Source organism: Streptomyces clavifer, from assembly GCF_036345975.1.
Taxonomy (GTDB): Bacteria; Actinomycetota; Actinomycetes; order Streptomycetales; family Streptomycetaceae; genus Streptomyces; species Streptomyces clavifer.
The window spans coordinates 344,547-355,812 of the sequence record NZ_CP107793.1 but is presented as its reverse complement, the minus strand read 5'-3'; the positions used below and the strand labels follow the sequence as shown (position 1 = coordinate 355,812).

The 11,266-nt window shown below is 70.0% G+C and carries 9 protein-coding genes; 4 read left to right on the top strand and 5 right to left on the bottom strand.

The features are described 5' to 3' along the window. The first annotated feature begins 126 nt into the window (after positions 1-126). A complete protein-coding gene (locus tag OG927_RS01510) occupies positions 127-1,458 on the top strand; it encodes an N-acetylmuramoyl-L-alanine amidase (RefSeq protein WP_124283267.1) in 1,332 nt (443 codons plus the stop codon). A gap of 97 nt (positions 1,459-1,555) precedes the next feature. Here OG927_RS01510 and OG927_RS01505 read toward each other — a convergent pair whose 3' ends face one another. Beyond that, a complete protein-coding gene (locus OG927_RS01505) occupies positions 1,556-2,689 on the bottom strand; it encodes an aminoglycoside phosphotransferase family protein (protein ID WP_056787766.1) in 1,134 nt (377 codons plus the stop codon). A gap of 231 nt (positions 2,690-2,920) precedes the next feature. Between OG927_RS01505 and OG927_RS01500 the strand changes: the two genes are divergently transcribed. After that, positions 2,921-4,417 carry a DNA-binding protein NsdB gene (locus tag OG927_RS01500; protein ID WP_056787763.1) on the top strand — a complete coding sequence of 499 codons (1,497 nt, stop codon included), beginning with the start codon at positions 2,921-2,923 and terminating at the stop codon, positions 4,415-4,417. 75 nt (positions 4,418-4,492) lie between these two features. Here the strand turns inward: OG927_RS01500 and OG927_RS01495 are convergent, their stop codons facing one another. Beyond that, on the bottom strand, positions 4,493-5,929 hold the full coding sequence (locus OG927_RS01495; RefSeq protein WP_056787759.1) for a PP2C family protein-serine/threonine phosphatase: 1,437 nt from the start codon (positions 5,927-5,929) through the stop codon (positions 4,493-4,495). A gap of 591 nt (positions 5,930-6,520) precedes the next feature. Here OG927_RS01495 and rpmG point away from each other — a divergent pair. Next, entirely contained in the window at positions 6,521-6,685 is a 165-nt protein-coding gene (gene rpmG, locus OG927_RS01490; protein WP_056787756.1) for a 50S ribosomal protein L33, read from the top strand. Positions 6,686-7,024: 339 nt separating this feature from the next. Here rpmG and OG927_RS01485 read toward each other — a convergent pair whose 3' ends face one another. Next, on the bottom strand, positions 7,025-7,525 hold the full coding sequence (locus OG927_RS01485; RefSeq protein ID WP_124283270.1) for a tetratricopeptide repeat protein: 501 nt from the start codon (positions 7,523-7,525) through the stop codon (positions 7,025-7,027). 61 nt (positions 7,526-7,586) lie between these two features. Here OG927_RS01485 and OG927_RS01480 point away from each other — a divergent pair, with 61 nt between their 5' ends. Beyond that, positions 7,587-8,396, top strand: a complete 810-nt coding sequence (locus OG927_RS01480; RefSeq protein ID WP_330319546.1) for a VanZ family protein — start codon at positions 7,587-7,589, stop codon at positions 8,394-8,396. Here OG927_RS01480 and OG927_RS01475 read toward each other — a convergent pair. Together OG927_RS01475 and OG927_RS01470 are read right to left on the bottom strand one after the other, a co-directional pair. Then, complete coding sequence (locus OG927_RS01475; RefSeq protein WP_079099303.1) at positions 8,393-10,135, bottom strand: glycoside hydrolase family 6 protein; 1,743 nt, start codon at positions 10,133-10,135, stop codon at positions 8,393-8,395. The two genes, OG927_RS01480 and OG927_RS01475, sit on opposite strands and share 4 nt — an antisense overlap. A 15-nt stretch (positions 10,136-10,150) precedes the next feature. Beyond that, positions 10,151-10,297, bottom strand: a complete 147-nt coding sequence (locus OG927_RS01470) for a hypothetical protein (RefSeq protein WP_164494230.1) — start codon at positions 10,295-10,297, stop codon at positions 10,151-10,153. Positions 10,298-11,266: the final 969 nt, after the last annotated feature.

The window sequence follows — 11,266 nt, the reverse complement described above, 5'->3', positions numbered from 1 at the left end:
CTGAGGAATTGCGGCCACTGCACTCTTGACTCACCATCAACTCCCGTCACAGAGTGTCCGCCGACGGTGGAACGCTGGGACCACCCCGGGAACGGCTCCGGTACGCCCGGCCCAGGAAGGGTTGTCATGACGTCCAAGAGGTCCAGGACTGCGCTCGCACTGACCGCCGCGGGGGCGCTGAGCGTCGCGCTGCTCACCCCGGCCGCGCAGGCCGGCACCGCCACGGTGCGGCCGGAATGCCCCCGCAGCCTCGCCTGCGACTGGGTTCCCGCGGCCTACCAGCAGACCGGCGACCCGGCGGACAAGGACACGTACGGCAACTACGACACGGCGGACCGGCCCGACAGCAACGCCATCAAGTTCATCGTCCTGCACGACACCGAGGTCGACTTCGACACCACTCTGAAGATCTTCCAGAACCCGCTCAACCAGAGCTCCGCCCACTACGTGGTGCGTTCGTCCGACGGCCACGTCACGCAGATGGTGAAGAACAAGGACGTCGCCTGGCAGGCGGGCAACTGGTACCTCAACACCCACTCCATCGGCATCGAACAGGAGGGGGTGGCCGCCGAGGGCGCCAAGTGGTACACCCCGGAGATGTACCGGTCCACGGCCAGGCTCGTGCGCCATCTGGCAGCGAAGTACGACATCCCGCTCGACCGGCAGCACATCCTCGGGCACGACGGGGTGCCGCCGACCAGTGCCACCGGAACGAAGAACATGCACTGGGATCCGGGGCCCTACTGGGACTGGAACCGCTTCATGGCCCTGCTCGGCAGGCCGACCGTGCCCAGCGCCCCCCGCAGCAGCGAACTGGTGACCATCAGCGCCGACTTCGCGAAGAACGAACAGGCCTTCCGGGACTGCGAGAAGAGCGTGGACCTGCCCCTCCAAGGGAGCAGCGCCGTCCCGCTGCACACCGGGCCCTCCGCGGACGCACCCCTCTTCTCCGACCCGGGACTCCACCCGGACGGTTCGCCCGGTACCAACTGCGCCGCCGACTGGGGCAGCAAGATCAGCGCCACCCAGCAGGCCGTCGTGGCGGACCGGGTGCCGGGCTGGACGGCGATCTGGTGGTACGGACAGCAGGCGTGGTTCCGCACCCCGGCCGGGACCCGGGTCACCACCCCGACGTCCGGCTACATCGTGCGGCCCAAGGCGGGCAAGGACGCGGTACCGGTGTACGGGGTGGCCTACCCCGCGAAGGAGGAGTACCCGACGGACTTCGTGAAGCCGACCGTGGGCAGCCCGCTGGTATACACGATCAAGGCCGGACAGGCCTTCCCGGGCGGCGGCGAGGCGCCCACCGGGTACTACTACGCACCGACGATCGACGCGTCCAAGCCGTACGACCACACCTACTTCCGGGGGACCCAGAAGTACGTGACGGTCCAGATCGGGCACCGGATCGCCTTCGTGAAGACATCCGACGTGGATGTGGTGCGCGCCGGGTCCTGAGACCGGGCGACTGATCGAGGCGCGCTGCGGGACCCGTGTGTCGGCACCGGTCCCGCAGCGCGCATCCCCCGTCGGACAGGTCATCGGCCCGCCGTGGTCAGCGCGTACCCACGGCCGCGCGCACAGCCCGCCTGGCCATCGCGCAGTCGTCGTGCAGCCTGCGAAGCAGCAGCCGCTGCTCCTCGCCGGAGGAGAGCACACCCTGCCGTGCCTGCCCGCCGCCGGCAGGCGCACCGTCCCGCATGGCCCGCTGCACAGCCGTCTCGTACGTACGGATCTCCCGCGTCAGTACGAGCATCAGGTTGACCAGGAACGCGTCGCGCGAGGCCGCCCCCCTGGACTGAGCCAGCTGGCTGATCTGACGCCGTGCCGCCGGTGCGTCCCCGAGGACCGCCCACAGGGTTGCCAGGTCGTAGCCCGGGAGGTACCAGCCCGCGTGCTCCCAGTCGACCAGCACCGGGCCGGTCGGGGGCAGCAGGATGTTGGAGAGCAGGGCGTCGCCGTGACAGAACTGGCCCATGCCCTGCCGGCCGCCCGCGTGGGCCAGACCGTGCAGCAGCTTCTGCAGATCGCCCAGATCGCGGTCGGTGAAGAGCCCCAACTCGTGATAGCGGGCGATGCGCGACGCGTAGTCCAGCGGCGCGTCGAACAGACCGGCCGGAGGCCGCCAGGCGTTGATGCGGCTGATCGCACCGAGGGCCGCCCGGATGTCCGCGCGCGGTGGTGCCTCCACCGGGTGCCTCGTCAGCGCCGCGACCCGTCCGGGCATCCGCTCGATCACCAGTGTGCAGTTCTCGGGGTCCGCGGCGATGAGCCGGGGGACCCGTACTGGCGGGCGGTGCCTGACGAAGGCGCGGTATGCAGCTATTTCGTGCCGGAACCGCTCCGTCCACGCGGGGGAGTGGTCCAGTAAGCACTTGGCCACCGCGGTCGCGCGGCCGGTCGTGCCGACGATGAGCACGGAACGCCCGCTGCGGCGCAGCACCTGAACCGGATTGAACTCGGGACAGATGCGGTGCACCGAGGCGATCGCCATTCTCAGCTGCGCGCCCTGGGGGCCGGACAGGTCGAGCCTTCCGCTGGGCGGTTGGGTGCCCGGTCCCGCCGCCCGCCGGGTCCGACCGCCGGACGCGGGTGAAGCGACGCGGGGGTCGAGATACGGCCCGCCGCCCGTCCCCATGGGGCGAAGCGGCCGGGGCGGGGCGGACACGGAGGACGATGCTGTGTACATGGGCGGTACAGATCCCTTCGTGCGCCGACAAGTTGCGTGCGCCGCCCCGGCCGGCGGCCGTCCGGCACCCTGGGGAGTACCGAGGGCTGCCGGGCGGGGTGGCGCTTTCCTACCTGACACCGGCCCGCGGGTGGCAGACCATCTGGCGGACCCTGGCGAAGCCTGGCGAATAGTCGCTCAGCATCTGACAGGGGGTTAGTGTCAAGTCAGCCGAGAACCTGGGGGCTTGAAGTGACCGGAGAACCCAACACCCGCCTTTCTGATCTGTTCGGCCTGGCCGGCTGGTCCAAGGGTGAACTCGCGAGAATGGTGAACAGGCAGGCGGCGGCCATGGGCCACCTCCAACTGGCCACCGACACCTCGCGGGTCCGGCGCTGGATCGACATGGGGGAGTCCCCCCGCGATCCCGTGCCCGAAGTGCTGGCAGCTCTGTTCACCGAGCGGCTCGGCCGTGTCGTGACCATCGAGGACCTCGGGTTCGGCCGGCGCGGGCGTGTGGGGAAACAGCGAGAAGCCGGGACGGAGAAGAATCCCGACGGATTGCCGTGGGCGCCCGAACGGACGGCAGCGGTCCTCACCGAATTCACGGGAATGGACCTCATGCTCAACCGACGCGGCTTGGTGGGCGCGGGCGCCGCGCTCGCCGCTGGCTCAGCACTCACCGGCGCCATGCACGACTGGCTTCACTCCGAACCCGCTCCGGTGGCCCGGAACACATCCCTCAACGACCCCCTGTACGCCGACAACGCCGGCTTCGACCGGTACGAGGCCGCGCCCATCGGGTCCGAGGAGATCGAGGCCCTGGAGCACTCGGTCGAGGTGTTCCGGGCCTGGGACGCCTCGCGGGGCGGCGGACTCCAACGCAAGGCCGTCGTGGGCCAGCTCAACGAGGTGGGAGGCATGCTCGCCTACCGCCACCCCGAACACCTGCAGCGCCGGCTCTGGGGCGTCGCCGCCAACCTCGCGGTCCTCGCGGGCTGGATGTCCCACGACGTCGGCCTCGAACCCACCGCCCAGAAGTACTTCGTCATCGCCGCGCACGCGGCACGCGAAGGCGGAGACCGGCCCCGCGCCGGTGAGGCCCTCTCCCGTGCGGCACGCCAGATGGTTCATCTGGGCCGGCCGGACGACGCCCTGGACCTGATGAAGCTCGCGAAGTCAGGCTCCGGGGAGGAGACCCTGCCGCGCACCCGGGCCATGCTGCACACCATCGAGGCCTGGGCGCAGGCGTCGATGGGCCGCGGGCAGGCGATGCGGCGCACGCTCGGCGAGGCCGAGGACCTGTTCGTCTCGGACAAGGGTGACGTGCCGCCGCCGAGCTGGATGCAGATGTTCGACGAGGCGGACATGCACGGTATGCAGGCTCTGGCATTCCGGACGCTGGCCGAACACGATCCGGCAGCCGCCACCACCGCACAGCGCCATGCCAAACAGGCACTCGACCTACGGATAAACGGCCGCCAGCGGTCGAAGATCTTCGACTACATCTCGCTCGCCTCGGCCTGCTTCATCGCCGACGATCCCGAGCAGGCGGACCGCTACGCACGGCTCGCCCTGGTGTCGATGGGGGAGACCTCGTCGCACCGTACCTGGGACCGGCTGCGCGAGATGTACCGGCTCACCGGCCAGTTCGCCGGGTACGCCAGGATCGAGGACCTGCGCGAGGAGATCGAACTCGCTCTGCCCCAGGGCTCGTTCGTCAAGAAGGGCCGAGGGTCCCAGATCTGAATCGGAGCCCTGCCACGGGGCGCACTCCGTACCGTGTGCCCACCGGGACGACGGACAGCGTGGTCCGGCGATCCCTCATGTCCCGACCCGAGCCACCAGCACGCATGCGTCGTCGAGCCGTTCGTTGGCGCCGAATGCGTCGACGACCGTGCGGACACAGTCCTGTGCGGTGCGAGCCCGTGCGAACCGCGGGGCGAGCTCAAGGAGCGCTTCGGGCCCTGCGCTGCGGTCGCTCCGCCGAGTGAGCCCGTCCGTGTGCAGCATCAGTACATCGCCGGGAAGCAGGGCCACCTGGTCCTGCTCGTAGGCGACCCCGGACGCCGCGCCCAGAAGCACCCCGTCCGGTGCGGGCAGCGGGCGCCCCACTCCGTTGCGGAACAGCAGTGGCGCGGGGTGCCCCGCCTGTGCCCAGGCGAGCGTTCCGGTCGCCGGATCGAAGCAGCAGTACACGGCGCTCCCGAGAACGGGCTGTGACGAGCATTCGATCAGCTGGTTCAGGTGGCCCATCACGGCAGCCGGCTCGATTCCGGCCACGGACATGCCGCGCAGTGCTCCGAGCAGCATCGCCATGGCCGAGGTGGCGGGAATCCCGTGGCCGGTCAGGTCTCCGACGGTGAGCATCGTCCTGCCGTCGGGCAGCCGCAGCGCGTCGTACCAGTCGCCGCCGATCAGGTCGCTGGACCCGGACGGCAGGTAGTGGGCGGCGACCTCCAGCCCGCCGGTTCCCTGGTCGGCTAAAGGCAGCGAGCCGTGCCGAGGCGGCAGAACCGCCTCCTGCAGCTCCACTGCCACCCGGTGTTCGGCCTGTGCCATGCGTTCCCGGTGCCGCAACGAGTCCCGGGTCCGGCCCACGAGGTGCTCGCTGCGGCGGAGGCGGCTGACGTCACGCAGGACCGCCCACATGGAAGTGGTGCAGCCGTCCTTGTCGAGAACGGGCTCGCCCATCATGTGCAGTGTCCGCGTGGCGCCGTCCGGCAACAGGATCCGGAACTCGCCGTCTATCGGCCGTCCGTCCACCAGGCAGTCCGTCACCATCGACGTCAGCAGGGGCTGGTCCTCGTCGACGAGTACGGACGGCAACTCGTCCAGGGACAGCCCACCCGCTCCCGGGGAGCGGCCGAAGATCCGGTACAGCTCCTCGGACCAGCTGACCTCGTCGGTGAGCAGATTCCACTCGGCGGTGCCGACCCTGGTGAGGAGGGAGCCCCCGGTCGAGGGGCCGGCCGGCGCCTTCCCGGCGGCCTCCGGCGCGGAATCGGCCGCCGGCTGGGCGGGGATGCCGTCCCGGAGCTGTCCCAGATGTGCGCCGAGGTCGTCGAGCTGGTGGACGGCCAGCTCGCAGAGCGCGCGCTGCCATCGCACCTGGGGGTCGTCCTCGTCGATGACCGAGGCGTCCCGTCGCACGGCTTCCACGTCTCCGCGCAGGCACCGGGTCCGGTTGATCAACGCGTCGACGGCGTCCCGCTCGGGCGGCTGCGGGGCGGGGCGGTCCGCAAACTGAGGGGACGGCATCTCGTACTCCGATACAGGCGCGGCACGGTCGGTTCGTGGGGGTGGACCGAACACGACTGTTGCACAGGCCGCAGGGGCCCGTAAGGGATTCGGCAACACTCGACAGGTTGTTGCTTCCGGCATATGCCGTCGGCTGTGTGGAGCGGAGGTCCGCCGAACAGCCTTGCCTTTACACAGGAGTTGACGCAAGTCGCCCGGCGTGCGAGCTCCGCCGTACGCCCGCGCGTACGGCTCCCGGACGGCGCACCCCGCCCGGGAGCAGGCCATATGCGCAGGACGGCGGCCTCGTGGATCGCTGGGCGCATCGGGCGGTGAAACCTGGAAACGGCCGAACGTTCGGAGCGGGGGTCGGCGTGCGTCGGCTGAGTGTGCGGGGGGTGGGGTCTGGATGCCGGGCGCCGCGGACCCGGCCGGTTCCCGCCCGGACGCGGAGCGGGCCGGAGGCCGTGCGGTACCGGCCCGCCGGAGCCGGTAAAGGCCCACCCGCCCCGTCGGGAATGACGACGGGCGGGCTCGCGTTGTCGGCATAGAACGAAAACGACACCCATTGCCATCACGGCAACGGGGTCGGAATCCTGTCTGGAGGCCCTCATGGCTCGCAGTGAGACCAGGCCCGTCGTCCTGCTCCGGTCGACAGCCGGAACCGGCCACACGTACGTCACGCGTAAGAACCGCCGCAATGACCCCGACCGGCTGGAACTGCGGAAGTACGACCCGACGGCAGGCGGGCACGTCCTGTTCCGCGAGGCCCGCTGACCCGGCGCGCCGGAGCCTGATCCGGCATGTCGACCTGGATGCCTCCGGCGCGGCCGGAACCGGGTCGCGGCCCACGTCGTCCCTGGTGGTCGTGGTGTGGATCACATGGAGGGGGGTCGGTTCCCGGGAACGGGGAGGGCTGGTTTATTGTTCATCTATACGTGGGATTGAGCGGGCGGAGTCCGCAGAGCGACGACCGCCCTCCACCCCGCGCACAAGCCGCCCCGGCTGGATTCCCCCGATCCGGTCGGGGCTTCCCCTTGCCCGCTCGCCCCGGCGTGGCCTGAAGCTTTCGTCGCACGCTGCGCCGACTGCGGGGCGCCCGGGGCCGGCCCCGGGTCACATGGTCCGGGTGAGATCCGTCGCGTAGTGCTCGATCGCGGGCCGGTAACGCCGTACGTGCGGGCTGTCGCTCGTCGCCGCCACCAGACGCAGCAGGATCTGCATCGCCTCGTGGTGATCGCCGGTGTTGTACAGCGCCATCGAGAGGAACGTCCGCAGCGCGCCGTCGTCAGGGAATTCCGACACCCCGCGGCGCAGCGTCTCGACCGACTGTCCGAACCTGCCCAGCACCCGGTAGGTGCTGCCGAGCCCGAGCAGTGCTCCCCGGCGGTCCTCCTCGTCGAGGCCGTCGCCCTGTAGACAGCGCTCGTAGTACGGGACCGCCTCGGCCTCCAGGCCGAGCACGTCGTGGACCCAGGCGGTGTGGTAGGCCACGTCCACCGCGTCGGGGAACGTGGAAGTGAGGGCGAGCAGGCGCTCCCTGGCCTGCTCGGGGTGGCCCTGTTCCCGCAGCCGCACCGCTTCGGCCAGCAGCTCGTCCTTGCTCCGTACGCTCATGCGCACATCGTCGCACCCGGCTCCGGGTGTGGCCGCCGGGGTTGGGGGCATCCGTTCCGCCATGACTGCAGAGGCGGATGGAAGAGCACGACGCGGAAGACTGGGTCGTCTTCTGCTACGCGCGGTGGCATTGGCCGTCGCGTTCCTGGGGCTCGTGGCGTTCTCGTTCGTCCTGGCCAAGATCACGCTGACGCCGTCGCCGGCGTCGGAGGACCTCGTGACCTCCAACCTCGAGCCGGGCCGTTCCCTGCGGCAGTACGCGGAGGACTACACGTTCCTGGCCGCGTGCAAGCAGGCAGGAGGGAACCTGTTGCTCGGCGTGCCGTTCGGCATACTGCTGCCGATCATGGTCCCGCGCAGGCTCCGCATGGTCCGCATGGCCCTCCTGACCGTGCTGGTCATGGCGGTCATCGAACTCGTGCAGGGGGCGCTCGTCGCAGGACGGGCCTTCGACATCGACGACGTGATCCTCAATACGAGCGGTGCGCTGCTGGGCTACATCGTGCTCGGCCGGCGGGTCAGCCACCGCTACCACACCCTCTTGGACGAGCCGCCCGCAGCGGACACCGCGAAGGCTCCACCCGCGGCGAAGGAAGGCGCCAAGCGGACCAACAGGGCCTGGGCGGCGAGGAAGGCCCGGGTCGGGACGGCGTCCGTACCGGAGAGCAGGCCGGCATCCGGGAAGCGGGCCCGATCGGAGACCAAGGCGGTGTCGGGGAGCAAGGCGGCAGGGCGGGCCAGGCCCGAGGCCGCCGCAGGCCGGAGCGCGTCCGCGCCGGTTGCTCGCGGACGCGCTCTGATCGCACGGTGGCGCAGTGGCCGGCCGGGCCCGGGCGGGGGAGCGCCCGGAGCCGGCCGAAACGGAACCTAGAGCGCCGGGTAGGCGTTCTTCATGAGCTCCTGGAACTGGGCGGAGAACCAGTGGCCCGAGACCGGCGCGTCGGGCAGCGCTCCGGACAGGTTGTTGCCGTTGCGTGCGTTACCCGTGTAAGTGGGGTCGCACATGCGGTCGAATCCCTTGCCCTCGTCGTTCGGGATCGCCTTGCTGGAACCGTCGGACTCCCCCGGCGGCTTCATCCAGACGTAGGCGTCGATTCCGGCGGCGGGGGCGGCCTTCGGCCGTTCGCCCAGGCCGGCCCCCGACTGGTTGCACCAGTTGCCCAGGTGGATACGGCGGTCGTAGCGGCCCCCGTCCACGTAGGTGTCGACGCTGGTGGTCGCGCCCGGTCCGGTCGGCCGCTGCGTTCCGCCCCAGCCGTTGCGCGAGGTGTCGATGAGCATACCGATGTCGGACTTGAAGCCGACCGAGACCAGCTGGTTGCGGAACGCCTGGGCGAACGACTGCTCGTCCGTGTAGCGGTTCCAGTCCACCCACTTCGACTGCCGGACGGACGTGCCGTTGACCGAGTCGCCGATGGAGAAGTGCTTCTCCGTCAGTGCACCGTAGTTGGCCGTGTTGGTGATGAAGCCGTGCACGTCGTTGACGGTCGCGCCCTCGGCGGTCGCTGCCGCGTGGAAGGTGGTGGCCGACGGGGCGAAGTTGTCGTCCCAGCCGATCCAACCGTGGTGCCCCGCGTCGATGTAGTTGTAGACGTTGGGCGCGTCGCCGAGCTTGTTGAGCGCGTAGCCGACTCCCTTGACGTAGTTGCCGTTGGCCTTCATCACGTCGCAGGCCGGGGTGGCGGTGGGGCGGCTTCCGGTGTTGGTGACCAGGTTCGGCAGCGAGTCGATCTCGACCGTGGTGACGATGCGCAGCCCCGCGTACTTCGCGTCGGCGAGGATCGCCGCGATCGGGTCGATGTACTCCGTCTTGTAACGGCCGATCTCCGTCGGGCCCAGCTCACCGTTGGAGGCGAGTGCCGCACAGTCGCGTCCGGGCAGGTTGTAGATCACGAGCTGCACGACGAGCTCGCCGGAGCCCTTCTGGGTCAGGGCCGCGTCCAGGTGGTCGCGCAGTCCCATGCCCCCGGCGACGCCTGCGATGGCGGCGGTGCGGTCCAGCCAGACTCCCGTCGGCTGCTGCGCGATGCGGCTGCCGCCCGGCTCCGCGGCGGCCTTGGCCGACCACTCCGGGTTGACGTAGACCTTGGCGCCCTCGTACGGGTTGTTGACACGGCTGCCGGCGGGCGGGTCCGTCGGGTCCGGCGGGTCGGTCGGTCCCGTCGTGTCGCCGTTGCAGGTGACGCCGTTCAGCTTGAAGGTCGCGGGAACGGTGCTGTTGCCGTTCCCCGTCGCGTTGAAGCCGAAGGAGGCCGAGGCCCCCGTGGCGAGGGAGCCGTTGTACGAGACGTTCTTCGCCGTGACGGCGCTGCCGCTCTGGGTGACGGCGGCGTTCCAGCCCTGGCTGACTTGCTCACCGCCGCCGAAGGACCACTCCAACTGCCAGCTCGACAGGGCATCACCCTTGTTGGTGACGCTCACCGAGGCCGTCAGTCCGCCGTTCCACTGGTTCTGGATCTTGTAATCGACGGTGCATCCGGCCGCTGCGGCGGCGGAGGCTCCGAACGGGGCCGCAGCGGCGGCGGAGCCCGCGGCTGCGGCGACAAGTGCTCCCGCTGCTATGAGCGCCGTTCGGGATCGGCGCAGGGTGGTGCGGCTCGTGCGGCTCATACGAATTCCGTTTCCTCAGCTGTCGAGGGCGCGCTGGTCACGCGGCCCGATTCCGTACGGGGTGGGGATACCGTCGTAGTCGCTGTTCAGGGACGGACCTGCGGAGCAGTCCCAGGTGCTCCTGGCTCGTCCGAGGTAGGAGATCCGCGGTCGTCGAACCACCGCATGACCCCTCGGCGGAGCCGTGGGCGCGGTTGTTCACACCGATCTCGCCTGCGGCGAGGGGGACTTCGGTGACGACCGGCGCGAGCGTGGAGGTGCAGCAGTCCTCGTCCGCGCAGACGTGAAAGTGGTAGAGGTGCCAAGCGCCGGCGGACGGCCCGCCGGGTCGTGATCAGTGGGGCCGGTCGGATCCGGGTCCGGATCCGCTGTGCAGAGCGTGACGTTGAGCGTGAACGCACCGGTCGGCTGCCCCGGGGGCCCGCACCCGCTCCTGACGCCGGCGGTGATGCCCGCATCGTGCGCGGGTGTCACCTTCCGGCCTCCGCTCTCCTCGGTGCCGGCCCCCTGCCCGGCGGCGGCCACAGGGATTTCCGTCCCTGAACCACCGTCCGTTACCCGGGCGAGGCGAAACCGAGGCTCCGGCGACTGGTGGCGGTACCCAGGCCGGTGAGCGTGACGGACCTCTGTGAGCCGCCGTCCCACTGGTGCGCGGTGCCGTACTCGACCGTGCACACGGGGGGCGGATCCGGAGGCCGTCGCCACGGGTGCGGCAGCGGGGCCGTCCGTGGTGAGCACTGCTCCGAGGAGCAGTTGAGCAGGTGCGATGAGTGCGGGGGATGTCGCATGAACGACTCCTGACAGACCGGGCGTGCCCCCTACGGCACGTCGACTGATGGAACCGCTCCCACTGGTGAGGCTTGACGTTAGAGCGTCAAGTGGTGTCGGTCAACACACCCGTTCCCGTCTCTTGCTATCGAAATAATTCGACTCTTCAAGCGTCTTGACTCCGTTTTTCCTCATCTCCATGCTGGGAGCGCTCCCACTGGTTCAAGGATTGTGCTCAACCCGCGCACCCCCATGTATGCCGAGCCGCGAGGAGGTACCCGCGCATGCCGACGGGAACCGCACGAAGAACTTGGTTACCGGGAGGACCCGGCAGAACCGGAGTCGGATCCAGACGGTTGTGGA

What these genes read in the sequence shown, in the direction of transcription:
- OG927_RS01485 (WP_124283270.1), bottom strand. Translation starts at nt 7,525, where the DNA reads ATGAGCGTACGGAGCAAGGACGAGCTGCTGGCCGAAGCGGTGCGGCTG.
- OG927_RS01510 (WP_124283267.1), top strand. Translation starts at nt 127, where the DNA reads ATGACGTCCAAGAGGTCCAGGACTGCGCTCGCACTGACCGCCGCGGGG.
- rpmG (WP_056787756.1), top strand. Translation starts at nt 6,521, where the DNA reads ATGGCTCGCAGTGAGACCAGGCCCGTCGTCCTGCTCCGGTCGACAGCC.
- OG927_RS01480 (WP_330319546.1), top strand. Translation starts at nt 7,587, where the DNA reads ATGACTGCAGAGGCGGATGGAAGAGCACGACGCGGAAGACTGGGTCGT.
- OG927_RS01505 (WP_056787766.1), bottom strand. Translation starts at nt 2,689, where the DNA reads ATGTACACAGCATCGTCCTCCGTGTCCGCCCCGCCCCGGCCGCTTCGC.
- OG927_RS01475 (WP_079099303.1), bottom strand. Translation starts at nt 10,135, where the DNA reads ATGAGCCGCACGAGCCGCACCACCCTGCGCCGATCCCGAACGGCGCTC.
- OG927_RS01495 (WP_056787759.1), bottom strand. Translation starts at nt 5,929, where the DNA reads ATGCCGTCCCCTCAGTTTGCGGACCGCCCCGCCCCGCAGCCGCCCGAG.